28 protein-coding genes and 2 pseudogenes are annotated in these 26327 nt (G+C 59.9%); 17 read left to right on the top strand and 13 right to left on the bottom strand.

The features are described from left to right. Positions 1-165: 165 nt before the first annotated feature. From IPK17_RS21815 to IPK17_RS21790, 6 genes are all read left to right on the top strand, one after another. Positions 166-1170, top strand: coding sequence for an isocitrate/isopropylmalate dehydrogenase family protein (locus IPK17_RS21815; protein WP_343419813.1), 1005 nt, complete (start codon positions 166-168; stop codon positions 1168-1170). 113 nt (positions 1171-1283) lie between these two features. Continuing rightward, entirely contained in the window at positions 1284-1646 is a 363-nt protein-coding gene (locus IPK17_RS21810) for a response regulator (RefSeq protein ID WP_343419812.1), read from the top strand. A 111-nt stretch (positions 1647-1757) separates the two neighbouring features. After that, on the top strand, positions 1758-2024 hold the full coding sequence (locus tag IPK17_RS21805) for a YkvA family protein (protein WP_343419811.1): 267 nt from the start codon (positions 1758-1760) through the stop codon (positions 2022-2024). Between the two features lie 267 nt (positions 2025-2291). Continuing rightward, positions 2292-4043 (top strand): class I adenylate-forming enzyme family protein, encoded by a 1752-nt coding sequence (locus IPK17_RS21800; RefSeq protein ID WP_343419810.1) that lies wholly within the window; start codon positions 2292-2294, stop codon positions 4041-4043. Between the two features lie 71 nt (positions 4044-4114). Then, entirely contained in the window at positions 4115-4534 is a 420-nt protein-coding gene (locus IPK17_RS21795) for a hypothetical protein (RefSeq protein ID WP_343419809.1), read from the top strand. A 260-nt stretch (positions 4535-4794) separates the two neighbouring features. Further along, the gene (locus IPK17_RS21790; RefSeq protein WP_343419808.1) at positions 4795-5415 is read left to right on the top strand and encodes an MSMEG_1061 family FMN-dependent PPOX-type flavoprotein; all 621 of its coding nucleotides are present in this window, start codon (positions 4795-4797) and stop codon (positions 5413-5415) included. Positions 5416-5575: 160 nt separating this feature from the next. Here IPK17_RS21790 and IPK17_RS21785 read toward each other — a convergent pair whose 3' ends face one another. The 3 genes from IPK17_RS21785 to IPK17_RS21775 are packed head-to-tail and all read right to left on the bottom strand — an operon-like array spanning position 5576 to position 6803. Then, a complete protein-coding gene (locus IPK17_RS21785; protein WP_343419807.1) occupies positions 5576-5950 on the bottom strand; it encodes a pentapeptide repeat-containing protein in 375 nt (124 codons plus the stop codon). After that, a complete protein-coding gene (locus IPK17_RS21780) occupies positions 5938-6435 on the bottom strand; it encodes a pentapeptide repeat-containing protein (RefSeq protein ID WP_350341650.1) in 498 nt (165 codons plus the stop codon). The genes IPK17_RS21785 and IPK17_RS21780 overlap by 13 nt, the downstream gene beginning before the upstream one ends. Next, complete coding sequence (locus tag IPK17_RS21775) at positions 6381-6803, bottom strand: hypothetical protein (protein ID WP_343419805.1); 423 nt, start codon at positions 6801-6803, stop codon at positions 6381-6383. The genes IPK17_RS21780 and IPK17_RS21775 overlap by 55 nt, the downstream gene beginning before the upstream one ends. Before the next feature lie 290 nt (positions 6804-7093). Between IPK17_RS21775 and recF the strand changes: the two genes are divergently transcribed. The 4 genes from recF (at position 7094) to IPK17_RS21755 (ending at position 11159) form a co-directional block, all read left to right on the top strand. Further along, positions 7094-8323 (top strand): DNA replication/repair protein RecF, encoded by a 1230-nt coding sequence (recF, locus tag IPK17_RS21770; RefSeq protein ID WP_343419804.1) that lies wholly within the window; start codon positions 7094-7096, stop codon positions 8321-8323. Positions 8324-8655: 332 nt separating this feature from the next. Then, positions 8656-9447 (top strand): alpha/beta hydrolase, encoded by a 792-nt coding sequence (locus tag IPK17_RS21765; RefSeq protein WP_343419803.1) that lies wholly within the window; start codon positions 8656-8658, stop codon positions 9445-9447. 133 nt (positions 9448-9580) lie between these two features. Then, complete coding sequence (locus IPK17_RS21760) at positions 9581-10222, top strand: alpha-amylase family glycosyl hydrolase (protein ID WP_343419802.1); 642 nt, start codon at positions 9581-9583, stop codon at positions 10220-10222. Then, positions 10161-11159, top strand: coding sequence for an alpha-amylase family glycosyl hydrolase (locus tag IPK17_RS21755; protein ID WP_343419801.1), 999 nt, complete (start codon positions 10161-10163; stop codon positions 11157-11159). Before IPK17_RS21760 ends, IPK17_RS21755 begins: the two co-directional genes overlap by 62 nt. A 103-nt stretch (positions 11160-11262) precedes the next feature. Here the strand turns inward: IPK17_RS21755 and IPK17_RS21750 are convergent, their stop codons facing one another. Both IPK17_RS21750 and IPK17_RS21745 read right to left on the bottom strand, forming a co-directional pair. After that, the gene (locus tag IPK17_RS21750) at positions 11263-11664 is read right to left on the bottom strand and encodes a VOC family protein (protein WP_343419800.1); all 402 of its coding nucleotides are present in this window, start codon (positions 11662-11664) and stop codon (positions 11263-11265) included. 72 nt (positions 11665-11736) lie between these two features. After that, positions 11737-11991 carry a hypothetical protein gene (locus IPK17_RS21745; RefSeq protein WP_343419799.1) on the bottom strand — a complete coding sequence of 85 codons (255 nt, stop codon included), beginning with the start codon at positions 11989-11991 and terminating at the stop codon, positions 11737-11739. On the opposite strand from IPK17_RS21745, the gene IPK17_RS21740 reads away from it, so the two are divergent. Next, on the top strand, positions 11971-12153 hold the full coding sequence (locus IPK17_RS21740; RefSeq protein WP_343419798.1) for a hypothetical protein: 183 nt from the start codon (positions 11971-11973) through the stop codon (positions 12151-12153). The two genes, IPK17_RS21745 and IPK17_RS21740, sit on opposite strands and share 21 nt — an antisense overlap. A 106-nt stretch (positions 12154-12259) precedes the next feature. On the opposite strand, the gene asnB is transcribed toward IPK17_RS21740, so the two are convergent. Further along, positions 12260-14233 (bottom strand): asparagine synthase (glutamine-hydrolyzing), encoded by a 1974-nt coding sequence (gene asnB / locus IPK17_RS21735; protein WP_343419797.1) that lies wholly within the window; start codon positions 14231-14233, stop codon positions 12260-12262. 414 nt (positions 14234-14647) lie between these two features. Here asnB and IPK17_RS21730 point away from each other — a divergent pair, with 414 nt between their 5' ends. Both IPK17_RS21730 and IPK17_RS21725 read left to right on the top strand, forming a co-directional pair. After that, positions 14648-15832 (top strand): hypothetical protein, encoded by a 1185-nt coding sequence (locus IPK17_RS21730; protein WP_343419796.1) that lies wholly within the window; start codon positions 14648-14650, stop codon positions 15830-15832. A gap of 216 nt (positions 15833-16048) precedes the next feature. Further along, positions 16049-16459, top strand: a complete 411-nt coding sequence (locus IPK17_RS21725; protein ID WP_343419795.1) for a TipAS antibiotic-recognition domain-containing protein — start codon at positions 16049-16051, stop codon at positions 16457-16459. 131 nt (positions 16460-16590) lie between these two features. Here IPK17_RS21725 and IPK17_RS21720 read toward each other — a convergent pair whose 3' ends face one another. Beyond that, complete coding sequence (locus IPK17_RS21720; protein WP_343419794.1) at positions 16591-17256, bottom strand: nitroreductase family protein; 666 nt, start codon at positions 17254-17256, stop codon at positions 16591-16593. Positions 17257-17387: 131 nt separating this feature from the next. On the opposite strand from IPK17_RS21720, the gene IPK17_RS21715 reads away from it, so the two are divergent. Further along, positions 17388-18206: a J domain-containing protein gene (locus IPK17_RS21715; RefSeq protein ID WP_343419793.1), complete on the top strand. Its 819-nt coding sequence runs from the start codon at positions 17388-17390 to the stop codon at positions 18204-18206. On the opposite strand, the gene IPK17_RS21710 is transcribed toward IPK17_RS21715, so the two are convergent. The 5 genes and pseudogenes from IPK17_RS21710 to gatA all read right to left on the bottom strand — a co-directional run bounded on the left by IPK17_RS21710 (position 18203) and on the right by gatA (position 23247). After that, a complete protein-coding gene (locus IPK17_RS21710; RefSeq protein WP_343419792.1) occupies positions 18203-18637 on the bottom strand; it encodes a hypothetical protein in 435 nt (144 codons plus the stop codon). The two genes, IPK17_RS21715 and IPK17_RS21710, sit on opposite strands and share 4 nt — an antisense overlap. Before the next feature lie 164 nt (positions 18638-18801). Continuing rightward, on the bottom strand, positions 18802-19704 hold the full coding sequence (locus tag IPK17_RS21705) for a CehA/McbA family metallohydrolase (protein ID WP_343419791.1): 903 nt from the start codon (positions 19702-19704) through the stop codon (positions 18802-18804). After that, positions 19701-20111 carry a cytidine deaminase gene (locus tag IPK17_RS21700; protein ID WP_343419790.1) on the bottom strand — a complete coding sequence of 137 codons (411 nt, stop codon included), beginning with the start codon at positions 20109-20111 and terminating at the stop codon, positions 19701-19703. The genes IPK17_RS21705 and IPK17_RS21700 overlap by 4 nt, the downstream gene beginning before the upstream one ends. Then, positions 20108-21304 (bottom strand): M24 family metallopeptidase, encoded by a 1197-nt coding sequence (locus IPK17_RS21695; RefSeq protein ID WP_343419789.1) that lies wholly within the window; start codon positions 21302-21304, stop codon positions 20108-20110. Before IPK17_RS21695 ends, IPK17_RS21700 begins: the two co-directional genes overlap by 4 nt. Before the next feature lie 476 nt (positions 21305-21780). After that, positions 21781-23247: pseudogene (gatA, locus tag IPK17_RS21690) on the bottom strand (Asp-tRNA(Asn)/Glu-tRNA(Gln) amidotransferase subunit GatA). Between the two features lie 146 nt (positions 23248-23393). On the opposite strand from gatA, the gene IPK17_RS21685 reads away from it, so the two are divergent. The 3 genes and pseudogenes from IPK17_RS21685 (at position 23394) to IPK17_RS21675 (ending at position 25269) form a co-directional block, all read left to right on the top strand. Then, positions 23394-23669, top strand: coding sequence for a hypothetical protein (locus tag IPK17_RS21685; protein WP_343419788.1), 276 nt, complete (start codon positions 23394-23396; stop codon positions 23667-23669). 119 nt (positions 23670-23788) lie between these two features. Beyond that, a pseudogene (gene map, locus IPK17_RS21680) lies at positions 23789-24527 on the top strand (type I methionyl aminopeptidase). Between the two features lie 250 nt (positions 24528-24777). Next, the gene (locus IPK17_RS21675) at positions 24778-25269 is read left to right on the top strand and encodes a dihydrofolate reductase family protein (protein WP_343419787.1); all 492 of its coding nucleotides are present in this window, start codon (positions 24778-24780) and stop codon (positions 25267-25269) included. A gap of 275 nt (positions 25270-25544) precedes the next feature. Here the strand turns inward: IPK17_RS21675 and IPK17_RS21670 are convergent, their stop codons facing one another. Beyond that, entirely contained in the window at positions 25545-25865 is a 321-nt protein-coding gene (locus IPK17_RS21670) for a DUF1003 domain-containing protein (RefSeq protein ID WP_343419786.1), read from the bottom strand. Positions 25866-26327: the final 462 nt, after the last annotated feature.

The raw sequence follows: 26327 nt of genomic DNA, 5'->3' as shown, positions 1-26327 counted from the left end.
TGCCGCGTGCTAGAAAACTTGCATCGACAAAAATTAGGTAACGTGTCACAATAATCATACGCTGCCGTTAGATCTCACTCAAAGAAAATATTCCTTTCAAAGCGAACTTAATCATTTTGCCCAAGCTGTGACACCGTTGAAGTCGCTGGTTAGGAGTACATCATTTTGGATCTGTGCGTAATTGAGGGTGACGGCATCGGACACGAAGTCGTTCCGGCAGCGGTCCGTGTCCTCAAGGTTGTCGCGCCCGATGTGATTATCCGCAAAGCGGATGCGGGTTGGGATACGTTTCTCAACGTCGGCAACCCGCTGCCTTATGACACGCTGCATCTGGCGATGGAATGCAGCGCGGTTCTGTTTGGCGCGGCGGCCTCTCCATCCTACCCGGTTGATGGCTACTATGTGCCCGTGGTGCGCCTGCGCCGCGAGCTGAAGACCTACGCCATGCTGCGCCCCACGCGCTATTTGCCCGTGCCGACTGCCCGCCCCGGCGTTGACCTGCTGGTCGTGCGCGAATCCACCGAAGACCTGTACATCGGCCATGAACACACGGAAGATGACGGGCGCATGGGCATCTCCGAAAAAGTGATCACCCGTGAAGCGACCGAAAACGTCGCGCATAAAGCCTTCCAACTGGCGATCAAAAACGGACGCCAGAAGGTGACCATCGTCCACAAGGCGAGCGTGCTGCTGCAAACCGATGGGCTGTTCCGGCGCGTGGCGCTGGAAGTCGCGCAGAACTACCCGGAGATCAAGGTTGAGGAACTGCTGGTGGATACGGCGGCCTACTGGATGGTTAAAGACCCGACCCGCTTCGACATCATTCTGACGCCCAACCTGTACGGCGACATCCTCTCCGACATGGCGGCGGCGTGGGGTGGCGGTCTGGGACTCGCACCTTCGTTGAGCGTCGGCGAGGGCGTGGCGCTGGCGGAGCCGGTGCACGGCTGCGCGCCCGATATCGCGGGCAAGGGCGTCGCCAACCCGACGGCATCGATCATGGCGATTGCCATGCTGCTGCGCCATCACTGGGATCGGCAGGAGGCGGCGAATCGGGTAGAAAGTGCTATACGCGGCGCGCTGGAATCTGGCTACCATACGGCGGATATTCATCCGGATGGAGCCATGTCCACAGATGATTTCACTGAGCAGGTATGTAAAGGGTTATAGATTTGTAGGAATACTGAGTCAATATGAGTTATGGCTCAAAATTCCCACAGCTTGTGCAGCAAGATATTCGCTATAATTGCAGAAATTGGCGGAACGCGGGGACGCTCATGTCTATGGCGCTGGTGCTTGTAGTTGATGACGATACACTATCATTACAACTGCTGGAACTCATGTTAAAACGTGAGCAGCATGTCGTCTTGACGAGCGCCAGCAATACCGACACCGTCGACCTCATCTACCAACACCAGCCCGATCTCGTCATCCTCAACGATAATATGCCGCACGTCAGCGGCGGTGAAATGTGCAAGCGCATCAAAACTGACCCGCGCATCTGTCAGACCCCCGTGGTGCTGACGAGCGCGGGGCAGCGGGTGCGCGACCCGAACTATGTGCGGGACAGCCGCGCGGACGGGGTGCTCTACAAGCCCTGCGTCGCCGCCGATGTCCGCACCTGTGTCAATCAGCACCTCCGCTAACTGCTCCGCCGCCCACAGCTCAATAACTTCGGCTCATCGCGCAACGAACACCCCGCTTTTGCGTAATCATGGATATACTCGACAGTAATCCAGACGAAAGGTGTGTTCCGCATGGCGAACGTGATTAAGAACGTAGCAGTGCTTGGTGCGGCTGCGGTTGCTGGACTGTATTTAATCAATCCCACCGCGGGCGTGCTGGAATTCATCCCCGATATCGTGCCGATTATCGGTAACCTCGACGAAGCCGCCGCCGTCACCATCTTGATCGGCGCGGCGCGCTACTACGGCATCGACATCTCGAACATCTTCAAACGCGACACTGAACCGCCCACCCGCATCGACGACACGCAAAAGCCCAAACGTCTGCCGCCGCGGTAAAACACGACCCCACCCCGAATTCAGGGAGGGTAGATGTGCGGGTTTTTAAAGTCCCCTCTCCTCTTTTCGGAGAGGGGATTTAGGGGTGAGGTTGATCTTCGTCGGGACGCGCAGAAGCGCGTTCGCTGTATCCGACCCCACCCACGCCGAATTCAGGGAGCGGAGACGTGCGGAACGATGTGGGTCGTTCCCCCTCTCCGTTCGGAGAGGGGGCTAGGGGGTGAGGTTGCTTTAACAACTGCTTTTCATACGCTAGGTGCAAATTAGATGCTTGATGACCAAACCTTAGCCAACTTGCGAGCCGCGCAAACCCTGCGCGGCGTCCCGCCCGAACACCCGCCGATCCCGTGGCGCAATCTCCGCCATCTGCTCTCCCTGCATGCGACCGTCACGCCCGACAAAGTCTTCCTCATTCACTACGACGCCAACGGCGACCGCGAAGAACTGACCTACGCGCAGTTCAATAGCCGCGTGCATCAGGCGGCCAGCTTCCTGTATGACGACCTCGGCGTACGGCGCGGCGACCGCGTGGCGACGATTGCCTACAACCACAGCGACACGGTGATCCTCTACTTCGCCTGCTGGCTGATCGGCGCGGCGGTCGCCCCGCAAAATGTCAGCGAGGATGACCGCCGGATCGCCTTCATTCTGCGCAACAGCGCGGCGGTCGTGTGCTTCGCCCGCGCCGAATACCTCGCCCGCGCGGAGGCGATCATCTACGGCGACGCCGACGCGGGACTCGGCGCGGCCAACATCCGCCAGATCGTCGTGATCGGCGGCGCGTCCGACAACTACCTCAACTTCCATGAGGAGATCGCCAACCGCCCGAACACCTTCATCTCCACGACCGAGCGCCCGACCCTGCACGATGAAGCGCTGCTCGTGTACACCAGCGGCACGACGGGCGCGCCCAAAGGCGTGGTGCTCAGCCAGTCCAACCTGCTGATCGACGCGCAGGGCATTTGCCAGTGGCAGGGGATCACGGGCGGGCAGCGGCTGATGAACGTGCTGCCCATCCACCACGTGAACGGCATCGTCGTCACGCTGATCACGCCGCTGGTCGCGGGCGCATCGGTGGTGCTCAATCGCCAGTATTCGAGCCGCCATTTCTGGGAGCGGATCGCCCGCGAAAATGTGCAGATCGTCAGCGTCGTGCCGACGCTTTTGCAGTTCGCGCTCGACTACGCGGCGGAGCAGGAAGCCAAAGGCGCGTCGATCTGGGGCGAGGGCGTGACCCGCGCCGATCTGCTGCGCTTCCGCCATATCATGTGCGGGGCGGGAACGCTCGCCATGAGCCTCGTCAAAGCCTTCGAGGACAAGTTCGGCATTCCGGTGCTGCACGGCTACGGCCTGAGCGAGACGACCTGCTATTCGTGCTTCCTGCCCATCGACCTGTCGCCGGAGGAGCACACGCGCTGGCTGCTCGACTACGGCTACCCGAGCATCGGCTGTCCGATTGCGCCGAACGAGATGGCGATCTTCGACCCGTCCGGCAGCGGGCAGCAGTTGGGCGCGGGCGAACGCGGCGAGATCTGCATCCGCGGGCACAACGTGATGCAGGGCTACTTTCAGCGCCCGGACGCCAACGCTGAGACCTTCAAGTTCGGCTGGTTTCGCAGCGGCGACGAGGGCTTTTACCAAGAGGACGCGCGCGGGCGGCAGTTCTTCTTCATCACGGGCCGCATCAAAGAGCTGATCAACCGGGGCGGCGTCAAGTTCAGCCCGTTCGACATCGAAGAGATTTTGCTGGAAGTCCCCGGCGTGAAGGTCGGCCTCGCGGTCGCCTTCCAGAACGCCTACTACGGCGAGGAAGTCGGCGCGTATGTGGTGTGTCACGACGGCACGACCGTCACCGCCGAGGGGGTGATCGCGCACTGCCGGAGCCGCATGCCCTTCGAGAAGTCGCCCAAAGTGGTGGTCTTCGGCACGGAGATTCCGGTCACTTCGACGGGCAAGTATCAGCGCCTGAAGCTGCAAGCTCTGTTCGCCGAGTGGGAACACACGCAGTTCAAGAAGTAGGCACACGGTCGGCTTGGCTGCTCAAACGGCGATAATCGCTAATCCTGACTTCGAAAGAGGCTGATTGAACCATGAGTGACAAGCTGTCTTATACCGAGATTTATCTGCGGGCGTGCGATCTGATCAAGGATGCGGCGGAGAAAAAACTGGAACGCCCTTTAACACCTCAAGAACTCGCTCACATCTATAATGCAGGCTCTTTGATGATGCTTGAAAGTGTTGAAAGAGGTATTGAAGTGAGCACAAAAGCGAATCTCTCAGCGACTTTGCTCTCAACCAGCTTTCTTGATCGGCTTGACGAAACAAAAAGAGACTTCCCGAAACGTTTGGAGGAAGACTGGCTCATTCAACCGCTCAGCCAACAACTGATGGATAAACTCATGCAGCTTCCCTATGTTTACAGCCTCTTCCAAATTTTGTTGACAATGGAGCAGACCGCGCCAGAAGCGCGCTACCAAGAGCTGACCCGTATTCTCGACGAAACAATTTGAGAAGTCGCAATTGGTTCGTAAAGTGGGAAACTCGGCAGTTCAAGAATTTTGCAGTTCGCCCCCCCCCCCGGCCCTCTCCGAAAAGAGGAGACGAGCGGCGTTTGAAGTCCCCTCGCCCTTGGGAGAGAAGGAATGGCGAACCTGCTGTCTCCCCCTCCCTGAGTCCGGGGAGGGCGGGGGTGGGGTCGAAAAATCGTGTTGAGCAACCTCCGAAAACTGGCATAATCTGGTCAATCCAACACACAGCGAAAGCCGAACCCATGAGCACTTTCCAACACGTGATCCAAACCGAGGCCGATCTCCGCGCCATTCTGGGCTATGCCGGAGAACCCGCGACCAACAAAGTCATCACCCAGATTGACGACATTTGCCGCGCCTACATTGAGGCGTCGCCGTTCGTGCTGCTCGGCACCAGCGACGCGACCGGGCGCATGGATGTGTCGCCCAAGGCGATCCGCCGGGGGTTCGTGCAGGTGCTTGACAGCCACACGCTGCTCATCCCCGACCGCCCCGGCAACCGGCGCGGCGACACGCTGACGAACCTGCTGCAGAACCCACACATCGGGCTGCTGTTCCTTGTGCCCGGGCGCAAAGAGACGCTGCGCGTCAACGGCACGGCGCAGATCGTGCGCGACGAGGCGGTGCGCGACCGCTTCATTATGCAGGGCAAAGCCCCGATCTTCGTGATCGCCGTGACGGTGCAGGAAGCCTATTTCCACTGCACCAAGTGCATGGTGCGGTCGCATTTGTGGACGGACGAGCATAAGAACGACGCGCTGGTCTCGCTCGGTGCTGCGATCGTCCAGCACGCGCAGCTCGATATAAGCCTTGAAGAGGCGGATGCGTATCTCGCCGAGGACGAGAAGACCGGGCTGTACTAGACGCGGGGAGAGGGCGGGCGGGACGCTGCGTGTGTCCCGCCGCAAGTGGTTTTTCTATAAAGCCTAGTTTCAACTCGGGATGCTGACAAAGAATGCCGACATAGTAAATATAGTTTGATCGCAGTCACAATATATGATCAATTGGTTCAAGCATTCACTTTTACAGATCTACAAATTGTGCAATATCGGTTAAATTTTTCCAATTTGCACCATTGGGTAGAAGAGTGTGCTCATCAAAAGTCAATGCATACCGAAATCGCTTGCCTGTGTCTACATCTACTGCGTCGACTTCCCATTTTGCGCCGTCTAACTTTGCGCCACGCAGATCCGCTCCTTCAAAGTGTGCGCCCGCGATAGTGGCTCCCCTCAAATCTGCCATTCTCATATCAGCTTGCTGAAAAGACACTCCCATTAAATTCGCGTTTCGAAAATTGACAGAATTGAGATTGGCGTGTGAAAGCGAAGCATATTCGAGTTGGATACTCAAAAGATCTGCCTCGTGAAGATCGACGCCATCAAGTTCTAGCCGAGCCATATCCAGTAGTGAGGAGGTTTGAAATTGGGTTTTGTTGGATCTGTAAATATATCCAGTGGAATGCGCTGTTCATAGTTTTGACCGTCAGGCAGAATAGTAGCCTCATCCATCTTCGCATCACTCAAATCAGCGCAAATAAGACTTGCTCCGGCAAGATTAGCCCCGCGTAAATCAGCTCCTCTTAAAGTTGCAGCATTTAAGTTTGCCCCTTGAAGAAATGTGTCGCGCAAATTCGACTGAATAAACTTAGCACCCCGACAATCAGCTTCCTTTAGGTTGGCTCTATCAATACGAGCTTCATGAAACTCCGAGAAAGCTAAATTTGCTTTTTCCAAATTGGCTTCTATAAGATCCGCATTGTGTAGAAAAGCGTAGTCCATTTCTACTGCTTGCATATCTGCACGTATCATATCTGTCCAATTAAGGCGGATTAGTGGCATGTAAGCTCGTTGTAGATCTGCTCTCTGTAAATCTGCGCCTTCCAAATTTGCGCGCGACAAATAGGCGTCACGTAAGGAACCGTCGAATAACCATCTTCTCCGAACCTTAATTCTTCTGCTGCAGGAACAGCAATGTCGTTGATAGTGCTCCCCATCTTCGCAATTAAGTCCTCCTTTAGCCGATTCAACTCAGCACGGATCTGCCTCCTCTGATTGAGACGGTCAATAATACTGAGAGTAAAAGCAATGCCAACAATTTCTGGAAATATGTTTCCTATGAAATCATTTCTAGAAACGATAAATGGCCTAGTGGTAATTCTAACGAGAGACCCGACTAAGGCGTAAAGCCATTGGTTTTCTTTGTCCGCCCAAATGCCTTTTATCTGTGTCCATCGTTCTTCTGAGTCATCCATTCCTGATCCTATAGTCTTCCTAACGAATATGCACCATATAGTCCTCAAAACGATCAGAGGATGCTAATTATCAACATTGTACGCACTATTTAAGAAGTATGAAATCACTGGAAAAGAAGTACCCTGCAACATATGAGCGAATAGATAAAGATCATTTGCTTCCAAGTGAATAGCACTGATAGAATGGCGATGCTCCACCCTTTCACAAAAAGACAGCGTGGAGAGAGGCTGATCTCGAAATTTCGTGCTAAATCAGGTAAAATTGTGGGACATTTGCCCCGTGAGATGTGATGTATATCGAGCATTTGTCCCTGTCCAATTTTCGCAATTACGCCCGGTTAGAACTCGGCCTGCCGACCAATAACCCGGTCGTTTTGCATGGACAAAACGCGCAGGGCAAAACCAGCCTGCTCGAAGCGATCTACTATCTGGCGACCGCCAAATCGCCCTACAACGCCGCCGACCGCCAGTTGATCCACTGGCGCGCCGAAAACGACCCCATCCCGTTTGCCCGCCTGTCCGCCGAAATCTGCTCCCAGCACGCGCCCATGAACCGCCTCGAAATGACGCTCATGATCGAGCGCACGGTCGACGGCGTGGCGCGGCTGCGCAAGGTGATCAAGGTGAACGGCGTCGACAAGCGCGTGATGGATATCGTCGGCCTGCTCAACGTCGTGCTGTTCCTGCCGCACGATCTGTCGCTGGTCGAAGGCTCGCCGAGCGACCGCCGCCGCTTCATGGATAACACGCTCGGTCAGGTGGACGCGGCGTATCTCAATGCCATCGACACCTACGAGAAGATCCTCCCGCAGCGCAACGCCCTGCTCAAGCGCATCAATGATCGGCAGGCCAGCCCCAAAGAACTGCGCTTCTGGGATGAGCAGATCGTCGCGGCGGGCAGCATCATCATCGCTGGACGGCAGAAGTTCCTGCGCGAACTGGAAATCCGCGCGCAGGACGCCCACCTTGACCTGACGGGCAAGCGCGAAGTCCTCACGCTGCGCTACCAGCCGAGCTTCCTGCCGACCTTCGCGGGCGACGGTCAGCTCTCGTTCGATACCTTCGGGCTGGATTTGCACCGCGAACTCACGCCGGATGAGATCGCGCCGCAGTTTGGCGACAAGCTCAAGGCGGAAGAAGGCGAATCGATTCACCGCGGCGTGACGCTCTGCGGGCCGCACCGCGACGAACTGCGCCTGTTCATCAACGAGCGCGACTCCGGGCTGTACGGCAGTCGCGGACAGGCGCGCACCGCTGTCATGGCGATCAAGCTGGCGGAACTCCAGTGGATGCGCGACCGCATCGGCGAATACCCGGTGCTGCTGCTCGACGAAGTCGTCGCCGAACTTGATTCGCAGCGCCGCGCTTACCTGCTGGAACGCATCGACGGCGTGACGCAAACGCTCGTCACCACCACCGAACTCGACATCTTCACGCGCCCCTTCCTCGACCGCGCCGCCATCTGGCGCGTCACCGACGGGCGCATCGACATCCACGCGGGCGAAAAGCCCACGCCGTAACAGCAACCTCACCCCCTAACCCCCTCTCCGTTCGGAGAGGGGGAATATCAGCCGCTATCTTTAAGCCCCTCTCCCTTGGGAGAGGGGTTGGGGTGAGGCGTGTTATCTCCCCTCCTCTAGGAGAAGTAAGCCAAGCAGAGCTTTAAGTCCCCTCTCCTCTTTTCGGAGAGGGGATTTAGGGGTGAGGCGTGTTATCTCCCCTCTCCTCTAGGAGAGGGGCCGGGGTGAGGTTAGTTTTTCATAATCGCATCCCTTTTGCGGATAGGGATGCATCTGCGCTTATGATAGGATCACTTTCATAATCCGTTTGACAGACACAGGAGCAAGAGCGGATGCAGCAAGCAGTCACCCAGTGGGAAATCTACACGCACACCGTTCAACACCCGCCGACCATCAGCGGGCGCGTGCGCATTCTGCGCGGCGCATACAGCCCGCAGTTGGACGTGCAGCGCGACGTCATCGTTTATCTGCCGCCGTCGTATCACGACGCCGACCAGCGTTACCCCGTCGTCTACATGCAGGACGGGCAAAACCTGTTCGATGCGGGCACGGCTTTCGGCGGGCAGGAATGGCACGTCGACGAGACGATGGAAAACCTCGCGACTGAAGGCATCGAGGCGATCATCGTCGCGCCCTATCACGGGGGCGAGAAACGCATTCAGGAATACAACCCGTTCCCGCATGTGTGGCGCGGCAAAGGCCAGCTCTACCTCGATTGGCTGCGGGACACGCTCAAGCCCATGATTGACCGCGATTTCCGCACGCTGCCGGAACGCGAACACACGGGCATCCTGGGGTCGAGCATGGGCGGTTTGATCAGCATGTACGCCTTCTTCCACCGCAGCGAAACCTTCGGCTTCGCGGGGGTGATGAGCCCGGCCTTCTGGATCGGCAGCGGCGCGATCTACGCCAGCCTGCAGGACGCGCCGTATGTGGACGGCAAAATCTATCTGGATAACGGCTCGCGCGAAACCAGCGCCCGCCGCATGAACGCCCTGCTGATCAAGAAGGGCTACAATCCGTGTGGCAATCTGCTCTACGTGGTGGAGCAGGACGCCGAACACACCGAATCGGCGTGGGCGCGCCGCATGCCGGACGCGCTGCGCTTCTTACTGGGGAAGTAACCCACCCAAACAGATAATCCCCTCACCCCAATCCCTCTCCCACACAAGCGGAGAGAGGGGCGCGCGAATTGTTCCCCTCTGGGCCGGAGGGCGGGGGGTGGGGTTGATGTTCAGGAAGGCAATAGGATCGAATATGGCACAAGCATGGTGGCAGCGCGGCGTCGTTTACCAGATTTACCCGCGCTCGTTCATGGACTCCAATGGCGATGGCCTCGGCGATCTGCGCGGCATCGCCTCCAAGCTCGATTATCTGAAGTGGCTCGGCGTGGATGCGCTGTGGCTCTCGCCGATTTTCCCCTCGCCGATGGCTGATTTCGGCTATGACGTGAGCAATTACGTTGATATCTATCCGCCGTTCGGCAATCTCGACGACTTCGATCATCTGCTCGCTGCGGTGCATCAGCGCGACCTCAAGCTGATTCTCGACCTCGTGCCGAACCACACCTCGAATCATCACGAGTGGTTCGTCGAGTCCCGGTCGTCGCGCGACAACCCCAAGCGCGACTGGTACGTGTGGCGCGATGCCCAGCCCGACGGATCGCCGCCCAACAACTGGCTGGCGTATTTCGGCGGCCCCTCGTGGACGTGGGATGAAACGACCGGCCAATACTACCTGCACAGCTTTTTGCCGGAACAGCCCGACCTCAACTACCGCAACCCTGAGGTGAAAAAAAGCGATTGCCGACGCGATCCGCTTCTGGCTCAAGCGCGGCGTGGATGGCTTCCGCGTCGACGTGATCGACCGCATGATCAAGGACGAACTGCTGCGCGATAACCCGCCCAACCCGGAGTGGGTCGAAGGGCGTGACAACCCCACATGGAAATATCTGCGCACCTACAGCGAAAATCAGCCGGGCGTGCATGACCTGATTCATGAGCTGCGCCAGGTGTTCGAGGAGTTTAAAGACCGCGTGATGATCGGCGAGATCGCCTATTCAACCGATCCCACGCTGATCACGGGCTTCTACGGCACGGACGCCGCGCCGGAGATCGATCTGCCATTCAACTTCGCGCTGCTAATGCTGCCGTGGCAAGCGGATGAAGTTCGCTCTTTTGTGAATCTGTACGAGGCGAGCCTGCCCGCGGAGGGCTGGCCGAACTACGAACTTGGCAACCACGATCAGATGCGCATCGGCACGCGCATCGGCTTGGAGCAGGCGCGCGTCGCCGCCATGCTGATCCTCACGCTGCGCGGCACGCCCTTCATCTACTACGGCGAAGAGCTCGGCCTGCGCGACGTGGACATTCCGCCGCACTTGTACCAGGACCCGCAGGGGATCAATCTCGGCATCAGCCGCGATCCACAGCGCACGCCCATGCACTGGGATAACTCGCCCAACGCCGGGTTCACCACCGGTGAACCGTGGCTGCCCCTGTCGCCCGATTACCCGGTGCTGAACGTGGTCAGCGAACAGGCCGATCCCACGTCGATGCTGATGTTTTATCACACGCTGTTGGGGCTGCGCCGCTACACGCCCGCGCTGCACGCCGGGTCGTATCGCTCGGTCGAATCGCCGGAAGGCACGTTCGTCTATGTGCGCGAACATGAGGGCAAGCAGTACCTGATCGCGCTCAACTTCTGGAACGTCGGGCGCGCGCTCACGCTGCCCGGGCGTGGCAAGGTGATTCTCTCCACGCACATGGATCGCGGCGATGCCGTCGCAGAACTGCATCTGCGCGCGAACGAAGGCGTCGTGGTGGAGTTGATCTGACCCCCTCCCCAGCCCTCCCCCGAATTCAGGGGAGGGAGCAAGCAGACTCGCCGTTTTCACCTCTCCTCGCCTAGGTGAGAGAGCGGTTGGGGGTGAGGTTACTCTACCCCTTCAACCCCGAAAACAGCTCGACCAGATTGCCATCGGGATCGCGGAAATGCACGGTGCGCATGCTCCAATCAGGGCGGTTCGTCGGCACGGCGACCAGTGCGACGCCTTTCGCGCGCAGCTCCCCCGCAGCGATATCCACATCATCGACCTGATAGGCAATCACGACGGAGTCTTGGGCGTCGGCCTTGGGCGGCTTGGCCTGCGTCTCGACCACCGCGGCCATCAGATCCCGGCGGAACAACCCTAGACCGACGTCCGGTGTCAGGTGGAAGGATGCATAAACGTCGGTCTCGTCGCCTGAAGCGACGGGCAGCCCGAGAATATCTCGATAAAAGCGGAAACATCCGGCGAAATCGGTGACCAACAGGCGAATCTGGCTGATGCGCGGCTGCATGTGCACACTCCTCTGGATTATCCGAACAGATCCTTATAATAGAACAAAAATGCTAATTTTGCCAACACGCGGCTATTGAGTCCGTGCCACCACCCACAGAATCAACGTGGCGACGACCAGTACGACGCTGACGACTCCCGTCACACCCAATGTCAGCAACTTGAGGCGCTTGCAGATCACCGCCGCGCGGGCGAGGTTCGGCAGGTGGGTGGGATAGCGCCGCACGAGCAGCAAGAAGCAGATGTTTTCACCCCAATCGAACAGGGCGGGCGCGAAGGCGAACACCGGCACCTGGGCGGCCAGCAATTGACCGTAGAGCGTGGGCATCTCCGCCGCCTGCAGCAGCGCCGTCCACACCAGCGCGAGGAACAGCGACGCGAACAGCGGGAAGAAGAAGTCGACGATGAAGAAGTAGGTATACAGCCGCTTCGACTCCGCCGTGTAATCTGGCGGCTGCGTATGATCTCGGCGGCGGTCAGCTTGTTCTGAAAATCGAAGGCGTCGTGTTCGTTGATCGTACTTGCTCGAAACTGCGCGCCGATCTTGCGCAGCAGCCGGAACGCGGTCACTTGCAGGGCGAGGGCGAAGAAAATGCTCAACGGTGCTTGCACGAGCGTAGACAGCGCTGACATGATCGTGAGACGGGCACGCGCTCCTTGGTAAAGGTCTTCAACCATGTTTCAAGTGTGAGCAGGCGGAACACGACTTCGACCTGCGGCGCGCTGCCGTCGAAGTGCGCGCGCAGCAGCGTTTCCAGCGCGGGACGTTCGAACAGATCGCGAATACCTGCGCCGTCATCCAGCAGCACGGCCTGAATGCGCTCGGCGAGGTCGGCGCGGAACCAGTTCAAAATCGGCGTGCCGAAGGGCTGCTTGGGACGGGCCAGTGCGAAGGCGGGGAGCAGCGGACGCATGGCCTCGCGCAGCACGTACTTATTGCGCTGCATGCGGATGGCGCTCGGCACGCGGGCGGCAAAATTGAGCAGCACCGGATCGAAGAAGGGGACGCGGGCTTCGAGTGAGTGCGCCATCGTCACCTTATCGCAGTTGAGCAGGGCGTTGCCCGCCAGCCATGTGTTGATGACCAGTGCCTGCGCGAAGTTGTACGCATCCGGCGCGAGCGAGCGATCCACGATGCCCGCATAGGTGGTTTCTTTATGGTGGGCAGCGTCCCATGCGGCCTGCAGGTTCGCGCCGTAGAGTTCGCCGCGCAGCGTATCGGTGAGCACCAGCCCATCGAACGATTGCAGGCGGCGCAGACCTTCGTCACGGGGCAGCAGCGACTGGGTGAGGCGCGGCAGGTAGGTCGGCAGCGCGCCGATTCCTCGGTAGCGCTTCATCATCGGGTAGTAGCGTTCGAGGCGCAGCAGCGGTTGGGCGAAGCCGCGCAGCATGCGCCCCCACGAGTTCTGCGCGCGCAAAATCTGCGGGATAGCGGCATGCGCCATGTACCCGCCGAACAATTCGTCGCCCCCTAGCCCGGTCAACACCACTTTGACCCGCTTCGCCGTCTCCTCGGCCAGCAGCATCAGTGACACGGCAGGGGGATTGGGGTTCGGCTCGTCGTGGTGATACACGTAGCGCTGAAAGCCGTTCCACCAATCCTCGGCATTGATCACCCGCTCGTGATGCGTGGTGTGGAAATGCGCGGCGATTTTGCGGGCATGGATCAGCTCGTTGTCGGGCGTTTTGGCGTCGTAGCCGACGGTGAACGTCTCAATCGATTCGGCTTGCGGCCGCATCAGCGCCAGCACGGACGCCGAATCGACGCCGCCGCTCAGGAACAGGCCGACGGGGACATCGCTGCGCATGTGCAGGTTGACCGACTCGGTGAGCAGGTCACGCGCCCGGGTGATCCAGCCCTGTTCGTCGTCTGCTCGCAGATCGATGGCCGTGCCCACGCCGAAGCGCCAGTGTTCCTCAATGCGCGTCGTGCCGTTCTCCGCGACCAGATAATGCCCGGCGGGCAGGCGCTGCACGCCCTTGAACAGGGTATCCGCGCCGATCATGTAGCCGAAGGAGAGGTAGGTGTCGAGCACGTCGAGGTTGAGTTCGGCGGTCTCGTTGAAGGCTTTGACCTCGCTGGCGAAGTGCAGCAGTCCGCCATGTTCCCACAAATAGAGCGGCTTCATGCCGATGTGATCGACCGCCACGAGCAGGCGCTTGCGCTGCGTATCCCACAGCGCAAAGCCGTACATCCCGCGCAGATGGTCAAACAGCTTGAAGCCGTATTCTTCGTACAGGTGGATGATCGTCTCGCCGTCGCCGTCGGTCCGAAAGGCGTGCGCCTTGCTCCGCAGCTCGCGGCGCAGTTCCTTATAGTTGTAGATTTCGCCGTTGAAGACCAGCGCGATGGTGCGGTCTTCGTTATACAGCGGCTGATCGCTCCCGGCGATGTCGATGATGCTGAGGCGGCGCATGCCCAGCGCGACGTTTTGGTCGCCGGAGGGCGCGTAGAAACCGTCACCGTCGGGGCCGCGATGCCGGATCGCCGCGCACATGCGCTGCACCATGCCCAGATTGGCGCGTCCCGCCCCGCTCACATCGACCACACCGCAAATTCCGCACATTGTGTTGGGTTCCCTCGTCCGGATAAGCGCGCATCATTCTAACATATTCGCCGCGGCTGGCGTTCCGATTTGTGGGCTGGCGTGCTGAAAAGGTAGGGGGAATGTAGGAGAGCTAACAGCGCTTACGTGCGCAGAGAACCCGTAGGGACGAGGCATGCCTCGTCCTGTTTTTCTCTGGATTGGACCAAAAGCCTGTCATCCGTGCAAGCAAAAGAATGCTTGAGCCAATCGGGTGACGGTTATTTTGGCAAAGGAGGACGAGGCATGCCTCGTCCCTACTATTGAAAACCTACCCCTGTTAGCGTTGGAGGAGGGGAAACACCTCTGATCTCTCACGGCTTTTTCATGACAAAGCGCATTAAGATGCAATATAATGTTATATGTAATGTTGTCGGTTATGGACGAGGTGCAGAGATGACCAAGACAATCGTGGCGCTCTACGACGACTTTTCGACCGCGGAGCGCGTGATCGATAATCTGATCGAAGCAGGCTTCACGCGGGACGACGTCAGCGTGATGGCGAATGACGCGAACGGCGAATACAGCAGTTCGCTGGAAGATCGTGATATGGTGCTGGACGGCGACGTGAGCGCGGGCGAAGGCGCGGGCTTCGGCGCGGTGATCGGCACCTTGATTGGCGTGGGCGTCTCGCTCATCCCCGGCATTGGTCCGGTGATCGGCGCGGGGCCGCTGGCGATTGCGCTCACGGCGGGAATCGGTGCGGCAGCGGGCGCGATCACGGGCGGCATCACCGCCGGGTTGATCGATATGGGGGTGGATGAAGATGATGCCCACATCTATGCGGAAGGCATCCGGCGCGGCAGCACGCTCATCAGCCTGACCACGAATGACGAATGGGCGGAACGCGCCGAAACGATCATGAACCGGTATCACCCGGTCGATATCGATACGCGCTCGTCGCTGTGGCGCGAAGGCGGTTGGTCGACCTTCGACCACGCTGCACCGCCGTATAACGCCGAGCAGATCGAGCGGGAACGGCTCGCCTACCGCGACTATAACGTGGCGCGGGGGATGGGGGCGATCCCCGAAGAGGACGTGTTCAGCGATCAGCAGCCCCGCGCGAGCACGGACACCGTCCCGACGACGGGCGGCATTCCGTTAGCGGGTAATCCGGAAACCATGCAGCGCGCCTCGGTGGAGGCGGATATGCAGCGCGGCATGTCGACCAACCCGGGCGGCATGGGCGCGAGCGGTCGGAGCGGCATGGGCAGCAGCGGCAGCGGCAGCACTGCCGGTACGAACAGCGGTACGCCGGGCGGTCGCGCGGAAGATCGCGGTGCTCCGGCCGTCACCGATGATGACAGCACGAGCGGCGGTCGCTGGGCGGCGGAAGAAGCCACCCGCGCGCAGAACGAACACGCCGCGAAGATGGGCGGCGCGATCCCGCATTCGCAGGTCGGCGCGACCAGTTCGAGTGACGTGAGCGCGGGCGCGACCCCGCCCGGCACGGAACGCCACCACGAAACGTCGCACGCGGTCGATGAGGCCATGCGCCGCGACACGACCGGCAGCGAGGACGCTACTCCCGAACAGGAGATCGAAGCGAAAAACCTCACCCCGACCTCTCTCCCACACTAGCGGGGAGAGGGAGGCATTGCGAACGATGTCTGCTCCCCCTGAATTCGGGGAGGGGACGGGGGTGGGGTCGGAGTCAGCGGACGCGCAGAAGCGCGTCCCTACAGCCATCAACTCGGTTTCTCCCCAATTTTCCTCAATCTGAAAATTGCCCCTTGCAGCTGACGTTACGTCAGCCTGTATGCTGTATCCTGGTTGCTCAAGATGAGGAGATACAGCATGAGCAAAAAGCCTATGTTCGGCCAGTGGACGGAAGCCGAAGAAGATCAATATAGCGACGAAGCCGCGCGCCGCTGGGACGAAAAGACCGTCCGGCAGTCGCAGAAGTTGTGGAAGAGCTACTCGGCGGAGAAGAAGCAGCAGATCAAGGACGAGGGCGGCACTATTTATGTCGATCTCGCCGCTGCCATGCCGCAGGGCGCGGAGAGCGCCGCGGTGCAGGCGATCATCGCGCGCTGGCACCAGCATCTGCGCTACTTCTACGAACCGACGCCGGAGATTCTCGCCGGGTTGGGTCACCTGTACACCAGCGATCCCGCCTTTCAGGAGAATATTGGCGCGGTGCACCCGGATCTGCCCGCTTTCATGGAAGTGGCGATCACGCACTACGTCGAGCAGCTGAAGGCGTAAGGTCTGCGCCAGCGGACGCGATGAATCGCGTCCCTACGAGAACCCATTTGGTTTGGCGAGAGGTGTTGGCTCCCCTCCCTGAATTCGGAGGCGTGGGGCCGGGGGTGGGGTCAGGTTGCGCCCCTACCTGTTTACTCCACGCGGATCAGCACCTCGGCCAGCGGCTTCTTGCTGATGTTGGGCACTCTGGCATCTGCCGCCGGGTAGCCGACCGGGATCACCACGTAGGCGCGTTCATTAGCGGGTCGCCCTAAAATCTGCGCGAGAAAGGTCATCGGGTTGGGCGTGTGCGTGAGCGTCGCCAAGCCCGCCAGATGCAGACTCGCCAGCAGCATCCCCACCGCAATCCCCACCGATTCGGTCACATAGTAATGCTTGATCTTCGTGCCATCGTCACGCACACCGTACGCCTGCGCGAACACGACGATCAGATACGGCGCGTCTTCGAGATGCGGCTTGTGCCAGTCGGTGTGCAGATGCGCCAGCGCGTCCAGCCATTCCTGACTCATCCGCCGCGTATAGCTCTCGTATTCCTCGGCTTCCGCGGCCTCGCGAATCTTGCGTCTGATCTCCGGATTGCTCACCACGACGAACGTCCACGGCTGCTGATCTGCGCCGCTCGGAGCCGTCGCCGCCGCAATGGCATTCTCGATCAGCTCGAAGGGCACGGGTTCGGGCGAGAATTCGCGCACGGTGCGCCGTGACCGCATCCGCGTGAGAAAAGCGCGAGACTGCGCGTGCTGCTCGTCCGGAGCGATCCGCTCAAAGGCTAACGGAAGGCGATCATCATCAGTCATGGGCTGTCATCCTTCGCTGCATATAGTCTGCGGCGAAGTATAGCCGCTCTCCCGCTCGATTTGTTACAATGGCGCGATTGCGAACTGAGCTTTAATGGTATCGGGTATGGTCGCAGACGATCAAACGCTGGTTGTGCGGCAAATTGACGGGCGTCGAGAGTGTGCGTGGCTGTCAGGTGGCGAAAGACGGACATCTGATCGCTCACACGTGGACGGGCACGCTCATCTACGTGTATCTGCTGGATGAGACAGTGCGTGTGCGCAACCTCAAGCGCATTTTGAGCGAAGGGACGCGCGTCGGCGTGGGGTCGTTGTTCATTGTAGATGCGGCGCTTGTGCCGTCCGATGGCGCGCTGACCACGCCTGACGAAGGCTTGCTCGCGCTGCACGCGCTGTATCTCGACAAGGTGTACACGTATCGCCAGACGACGGACGGTTACGCGGTCGGGCAGGTGCACTTTAAGCCGCTCGGGCGGGGCAGCGAACAGGAAGCGTGGTACGGGCCGGATGTCGAGATCAAGCATCTGCCGTCGTTCCGCGTGTGGGTGAAGCAGCCGCAGTCGATCCGCGGTGATTGGCTGGTGGCGAATTTCGGCACGGAGGCGTTCTGGAAGCAGCCCGATTACATCACCGGGCGCAACGCCTTCCGCAAGCAGACCACGCGCGGTCACACCCAGTTCTACACGTGGAGCAATTCGAGTTGGGCGGATGTGCCGGGCGAGGGGTTTCGCACACCCGTCGATCGCCTGCCGCAGTCCGAGCTGGATCGCGCTTACGAACTGCTCGGCTTGGTGCGCGGTGCGTCCGACGACGAGGTGAAAGCCGCGTTTCGTAAGCTGGCACGCGAATTTCACCCCGATGTGAGCAAACTCCCCAAAGAGGAGGCCGAAGCGCGGTTCAAGCGGCTGTATGCCGCCTACCGCTATATCAAAACGGCGAGTGGCAGTTAGGCGAAGGGAAAGCGCAGTTCCGCATCGTTGACCAGCAGTTCGAGGCGCGCCGCCGACCAGTTAAGGTTTGGGTCGAGGCTGTGCAGGAAGTCGATCACTTCTTGCATACTGTTGAGGCGTCGAAAGCGCAGGCGAAACACCTTCACGAGCATGATGCCCACGTACTTGACGATCTCGTTAGTCGAGCCGACGCTGACCACCCAGCCGAGGTTCGGGTGCTTGGCGACTTCCAGCGATTCCTGCCCGCGCTTGATCTGAATCGGCAGGTTTTCGGCGGCGCGCATATCCATAATCAAATGCGCCGGCCCGCCGGCCGCGTCCAGCAAAATCTTGAAATCGGCGTTTGACCGTTCCATATCTTCGAGGGTATGCCGCCCATACACGCGGGCATACGCGACCTTATTGGGAATCAGCCAATCCAATGAATACATGCACGCTTGCTCCTAAATTGTCTACAGTGGAAGCAGTATAGCGTGAGTAGATACTCGTAAAGCCTTAAATTGTCTGTATTTTTCCTGAATAAATTTGCGGGTAGCACACGCCGCTTACCTTTATTCAGTAAGCGGCGCCTTGTTTACAGGTGTGGAGGGGAATGTCAGAACCAGATCGGGTTCGACCAAGCCCGCCCGCCGTGCGGATCGCGCACGGTGACGCGGCAGTAGGGGGTTTTGAGGCTGCGGATCGACAGTTCGACTTCGGTGATGTTATGCCCATGCTTGTACGCCGCCCATGAGCCCTTACCCGTCACGAACACGCTTTCGCACGGGGAGCAGCGGATCTTGATTGTCTCGCCGGGGGTCACCTGCACATCGTGAATGAGCGGCCCGGTGCTGCTGTAGAAGTCGCCGCGTTTGAGCGCTGCGAGGATCGCTTCCGGCGTGAGCTCTGCGCTTTTCACCCACGTCCACCCGCGCAGGGTGTCGCGGAAATCGGGCTTGAAGTGCGCGTCGTCGGTCGCCAGCGCATTGAAGCGATAGCCGCGCGCCAGCATCACGTCGAGCATGTACACGCTGTCGATCTTGTCGCTGTGATCCGCTGAGATGCCGTTGATGATCTCGATGGCGTGCGTGTCGCGCAGGCTGATCACGTCTTCTTCGGTCAGGTTGTACCACGCGGGGTGCGCCACGGTGACGAACGCGCCGGTGGCCAGCGCGCGCTGCGCAATTTCCGGACCTGTCTCATCCGGCGTTGGCCGCGCGAAATCGAGCGGCAGCCCGTTGGCGAGGATGTGCCAGAGTTCGCCCGTACCGGTTTTGCCTGCATGCAGTTCCGCCCCGTGCAGCGTGACGAAGTCCGGCGTGTGGTAAGCCGACGCGTCCGTGTGCGGATAGTGGTAGTTGTCCAGGAAGTGATCGGTGATCGACAGGAAGTGGTAACCGTGCTCCCGGTAGAACTTGCACACTGCTTCCACGCTGATGCGGCCATCGGAATTGGTGGAATGCGTGTGCAGGTTGCCTTTGTAGAACTGGCCGGGTTTGGCGAAGGGAAGATTGTTCAACGTTCGTCCTCTAAACACATTAGCCCAGTAGTAGGGCTGAACTTCGCGCAGGGTTTGGCGATCCAGCGCGTCGGATCGGCGGGGTCGGGCACGGCGACTTCGACCGCCCCGCCCCAATGGCGCAGCCGTTCCTGACAGATGCCGCATGGCGTCAGAATGACGATGCGCCCGCTCCCGTCATAGGCGACGCACGCCGAGGCGGTCACCTGTTTGTTGAGCGTGTGCGCTTGCAGGATCGCGCCCGTCTCCGCGCACAGTCCCCCGCCGCCGTACTCCGGCTCGAAGACCGCGCCCGTGAACAGGTCGCCGTCAGCGGTATAGATCGCGGCGGCGACGCCATAACCGGGCGGAAAACGGCGTTGGAGCAGGTCAATCGCCGCATCGACTAAGCGTTGATCGATCTTCATACCGGCAGCGTCAGACTTTCCAGATCGCGTGGGTAGTAGGTCAGGCTTTCGAGGCCGTCTTCGGTGACGACGACGGTGTCCGAATGGCGGAAACCGCCGACACCCTTCGAATACAGCCCCGGTTCAACCGTGAAGACCATCCCCGGCTGAATGATCGTCGGATCGCCGAGATCGAGGAACGGCCCTTCGTGATAGCGCAGGCCAATCGCGTGGCCGACGTGGTGCTTCCAGTACGGCATCAGGTCATGCTGTTCGTAGTAGGCGCGCACGATCTTGTCAACTTCCGAGCAGGGGACGCCGGGACGGATCGCTTCCAAAGCGGTATCTTGCAGCGCCACCATGTGATCGAACAGGAACTTCTGCTCGTCGGTCGCCTTACCCATGACCATCGTGCGTTCGAGTTCGGAATGGTAGCCCCACACGGGCGCGGCGGCTCCGGTCACCAGCACATCGCCGGGCTGAAACGTCAGGTTGTTGGCCAGCGCGTGCGGGATCGCCGCGTTGCGCCCGATCTGCCCGCGATACCCGGCCACCACGCCGCCGTAGTACTCGCTCTGCCCGCGGTAGATGGGGCCGATGGCGTCGTACATGGCGCGCGTCGCTTCATCGCCCGCCCGCTGGCTGACTTCCGTCTCAGTCGCGCCGACTTTGGTGTAGCGCTGCAGCAGCACATGCCCGAGATTCGCCCACACGCACGCCTCGCGAATCAGGCGGATTTCGGCGGGTGACTTGATCATCATGGCGTCTTCGACAAAGGCGCGGACGCTGCGCACGGGCGCGTTGAGCATCTCCGAGAGCTTGGGGCCGCGGTAGCCGAACACCCATGGGTAGCCGTCTTCGTCCGCGCCGACCGGGCTCTGCATGCCCATTTCGTCGAGCATCTTCTGAAAAGCGATCATCGGATGGGCGGTGTACGGATATTCGAGGTAGTGATCGACGCGGTCGATCAGCGCGTTGGCCTGCGCGTGCTCCAGTTCGAGGCGCGGCACGAACATCCCGCGTTCCCCGCGTTTGTTCATGACGAAGGCCATCGGGCGCTCGGTGGGGATGAAGGCGAAGCCCGTGTAGTACAGCACATACTGGCGGTCAAACAGCACGACGCCGTTCAAACCCTCGGCGTGCAGGTGCATGAGCAGTTTCTCGCAGCGCTGGCGATGTTCCTCCGCGCTAATCTTCATCTGCGTAACGGGCATGGCATTCCCCTCCTGATAGGATACGTAAGAACAATATTCAAAACGCGCAAAGCAACCTCACCCCTTGCCTCACCCCGTTTCGCTCCGCTCAACCGCCCCTCTCCCATGGGAGAGGGGCAAAGAACTGTTAGGGTCGCTGGGGTGAGGTTGGCTTTTCAGAAACCATCTGAATACCACAGTTTCTCTCGTAGGGACGCAATTCATTGTGTCCGCCGCATCCGCCCCTCCCTGAATTCAGTTCACGGCAGGACAGTTTTAATATATCGAGCGAGACTCTCGTCCCTTCAACGACACCTTGTAGGGACGGCCTTCTGGCAGTCCGCTGACCACGGACGCGCAGAAGCGCGTCCCTACAATCGTTCGGTTGTTAAGCTTGTCCCGTCCTCAAGCCACGCGAGCGGGGAGAGGGGAGGAACGGCGACTCTGCTGGCTCCCCTCCCTGAATTCGGGGAGGGGCCGGGGGTGAGGTTGGCGTTTTACACCTTCACCTGTGCTGACCGCTTGTGCCAATCGGTCGACTGCTGGTAAGCGTGACCCGCGCGCAGCAGCACGTCTTCGCGGAAGGCGGGCGCGAACAACTGCATGCCAATCGGCATGCCCTGACTGTCGAAGCCGCACGGCACATTCAACCCCGGCACGCCCGCCAGACTCGCGGGCAGCGTGAACACGTCTTCGAGGTACATGCTTAACGGGTCGTTGACGTTCTCGCCGAGCTTGAAGGCGGTATGGGCGCAGTCGGCCCGGCGATCACATCCACGCGCTCAAACGCTTGGTCAAAGTCCTGCTTGATCAGCGTGCGCACCTGCTGCGCCTCGCCGTAGTAGGCATCATAGTACCCGGCGGAGAGTGCATACGTGCCGAGCATAATGCGGCGCTTGACCTCCGGGCCAAAGCCTTCGCCGCGCGTCGCCTTGTAGGTGTCCCACATATCACCCTTATCGACGCGCGCCCCGAAGCGAATGCCGTCATAGCGTGCGAGGTTGGCGCTGGCTTCGGCGGGCGCGATGATGTAATAGACGGGCAGCGAATAATCGGTGTGCGGCATGTCGATCTCGATGATCTCCGCGCCGAGCGCTCGAAGCTGTTCGATGGCGGCATGGACGGTCGCATCGACTTCCGGCTGCGTCCCCTTGATGAAGTACTGCTTGGGCACGCCGACGCGCAGACCCTGCACGCTGCCGCCGAGCGCTGCCACATAATCCGGCACGTCGACGGGCATGCTGGTCGAGTCGAGCGGATCGTGCCCGGCCATGATGCCGAGCAACCGCGCCGCATCTTCGACCGTGCGCGTGAGCGGGCCGGGGCAGTCCAGCGACGAGCCGAACGCCACCAAGCCATAACGCGACACGCGCCCGTAGCTCGGTTTTCAAGCCGACCAACCTGGTCAGCGAGGCGGGCTGGCGAATGCTGCCGCCCGTATTCGTGCCGACTGCGCCCGCCGCCATGCCCGCCGCGACCGCTGCCGCGCTGCCGCCGCTGCTCCCACCGGGCACGCGGTCGAGATTCCACGGGTTGCGCGTCACGCCATAGGCCGAGTTCTCGGTCGAAGAGCCCATCGCGAACTTTTGTCCATGTTGGTCTTGCCGAGCAGCACCATGCCCGCGTCTTCCAGGCGTTTGACGGCGGTCGCGGTGAAAACCGGGGTGTAACCCGCGAGGATCTTCGAGCCGCACGGTGGTTTGCACGCCCGTCGTCGAGAGCACATCCTTGATCGCCAGCGGCACGCCCAACAGCGGGCGCTCGTCGCCGTTGGCGCGCTGCTGATCGGCGCGGGCGGCATCCGCGCGGGCGCGGTCGGCGGTCACGGTGATGAAAGCGTGGATCGTCGGTTCGAGCGCCGCGATCTGGTCGAGGTAGTCGCGCGTCAGTTCGACGGACGAGATGTCACGGTTACGCAAGCGGCTCACAGCGTCGGAGAGGCTTAGGCGAGTCAGTTCAGACATGGAGTTCTCTCTATGGTGATCAAATCACGCAGAGTATAGCACACCGGAATGTGACACACAGCGCGGTTTTACAGGAAACCTGGTATGCTTACAAATCACATTTCGGGTACAATGGAATAGTACATTTGAGGTAGAGGGGCAACAACATGGGCTTTGCACGACAGTACCAGCAGTTGCGGCAGGCGGGCGTCCTCGCGCACATGACTTCAGAGGCGCGGCATGCGCTCGGCGCGGAGGCGATGAAGGTGGATTCGCTGTTCGATCTTTTACACAGCGCTGCTATCATTCAGGATGGTGTGGATGGTGAGTGTCCCGCGGGAACCGATTGGGTCGCCATTGAGGATCAGGCGGGCAAGCGCGGCTATATCGCCGTGACGCCGGATCAGAAGCCGATTGTCGCGAACATTTTCAAGCTGCTCTAGTTCACAGATGTCAGCTTACAGGGCACAGTTTTTGCCTTGCATTGTGGATCAGCGCACTGCCCCTACTTCGTTTTCACTGTGAACTGTAAACTTAGAACTGTAAACTACTCAGGTGAAGCATGACAGTCAACGACCAGAAAGATTTTGACGGGCTGATGCGCATCGGGCGGATCGTCGGCCTGACGATCAAGACGATGGCGGAGGCGATGCGTCCCGGCATGACCACCGCCGAACTTGACGCGATTGGCGCGGCCTACATCAAGGCGCAGGGCGCGCAGTCCGCGCCGCAGTTGGTGGCAGTTCCCCGCGCGACCTGCATCAGCATTAATGAAGAAGTCGCGCACGGCATCGCCGGGGATCGTGATCAAGCCCGGCGATCTCGTCAACATCGACGTGTCGGCGGAACTCGGCGGCTACTTCGCCGATTCAGGCAGCACGTTCCCGGTGCCGCCCGTGCGTCCCGAATACCAGAAGATCTGCGATACGGCGAAAATCGCGCTCAAGCGCTCGATTGACGCGGCGCGGGCAGGGCAGCGCATCAATGCCATTGGCAAGGCGGTCGAACTGGAGGCGCGGGCGGCGGGCTTGAACATCATCCGCGAGTTGAGCGGGCATGGCGTCGGCAAATCGATCCACGAGAAGCCGAGCATCCCCAACTACTTCACCAAGCGCGCTGATGACCGCCTGACCGACGGGCTGGTGATCACGCGCTCGAACCGTTCATCACGAATGGTTCGGGGCGGGTGTACGGCTGACGACAACTGGACGATCAAGACGCCGGATGGCGACCGCACCGCGCAGTACGAGCACACGATCATCGTGCGCCACGGCGCGCCGGTGCTGGTGACGGCGGTCTAGGCGTAGTTCAGCGCCCCCTAAGTCCCCTCTCTACTCGGAGAGGGGACTCAAACACTCTGCTTGTTTCCTCGCTCCTCTTTGCGGGTAGGCGATGAAGTTGCTCGACTATTTATTAGCGTCCCCTAACACCTGTCGCTTTTTTGTTCAAGCTTCTGCGTACTACATCCCGTATCATAAGCAGTATCAAATCAAGCCAACCGATGGATAGCCTAAGGAGAGCCACCATGAGAAAGCTCGTCGTGACGAATTCATGTCGCTGGATGGTGTCATTGAAAATCCGGCGTGGACGTTCAAATACTGGAGCGACCAGATCGCCAACTTCAAAGGCGAAGAGACGACCTCCAGCGACGCCCTGCTGCTCGGTCGCGTGACCTACGAAGGCTTCGCGCAGGCGTGGCCGGGGCGCAAAGATGACGGTGCTGAATACTTCAACGGCGTGCGCAAATACGTCGTATCGAACACGCCTGAAGACCGCCGACTGGAACAATTCGGTGATTGTCAGCGGCGATCCGCCACCGAAGTCAACAAGCTCAAGGCGCAGGACGGCACGAACATCACCGTGCACGGCAGGGCAAGTTGGTGCAGTCGCTCCTGCGCGCGGGGTCGACACTGTGCGCGTGCTCGTTTACCGGTGGTGCTCGGCGCAGGTCAACGGCTGTTCGAGGACGGCTTGACCGCTACGCTCAAACGGTCGAATCCGCTCGGCGACGTCATCGGCCTGATCTACGAACCCGAACGCTAACCACCTATTTTTCCCTCCCTGGGAGAGGGGTCGGGGTGAGGCCATCTCTCCCCCTCTCCTTCAGGTTGAGGACAGGACACTTTTAACAATCGAGAGGATTGTAGGGACGCCCAACGGGGCGTCCGCCAGATCGTGGGAGAAACGGACGCGCCGTTGCGCGTCCCTACGAAATCTGTTTCCCCTCAAACCGGGTGCGTAATGGCTCCCAATGTTAAAACTGTCCTTCCGTCAACCTTTAGGAGAGGGGTCGGGGGTGAGGTTGGCCTTTTCGCGCCTCACTTCTTCACATTGATCCGCTCTTCCAGAATCGTCTGAATCTTCTCGATATTGGTCGGGCGCAACATTTCCTGCAATTCAGTATCATTCGACACGTCCAACCCTGTTTTTCCAAGAGCAGCGAGCATCCGCAGATCATCTTCGTCGGCCGTCCTCAGCGAGAAATGTCGAGCCAGCAAACGTCCATCTCCTGCCGCAAATCCGCCACCCGCTCCCCCGGGCGATCTCTGCGAGATCAGCACGATGATCGACAGGAAGATGGCCTCCAGCGACACAATCATCGTCAGCAGTTGAAACGGAAACGGGTCAAACGGTTGCAAAGCCGGAGATCAGGCCGTTATTCCACGCCAGCCAGATCGTGAACCACACCGCATTAGAAAATCAAAAAAGCCCATGCTCCCAAACCGCTGGTCAGCGCATCGGCGATCTTCTCGGGGGTGGTGCGGCGTTCGTCGGCTCTGGCTTCAGGCTGTGTATCAGGCGGCGGCTGGAAAGAACGGCATCTCGTGCGTTATCACGTGCGCTTACCCCGTTGTCCATTTGGCATCCCTTTGTGTCTTCATAATGCGTATTGTAATTATAATCCGCATTCCGTAGACGGGAACGCCCCTCGAATTCGTGGAACGCATATCGCCCCTCTCGTTTAGGTTCAGCGGGGACGGTTTTAATTTTTCGAGACCGTCTTCCCTTAAACGACACCTTGTCAGGGACGGCCTTCTGAGGCTTGTCCGCAAATGATTCACCATCCCGCAACGGCTCAGAAAGGTGATTCGAGTTTACCC

Source organism: Candidatus Flexifilum breve, assembly GCF_016713355.1.
The sequence above is the reverse complement of the archived record's forward strand: the minus strand, read 5'-3'. Positions and strand labels throughout refer to the sequence as shown.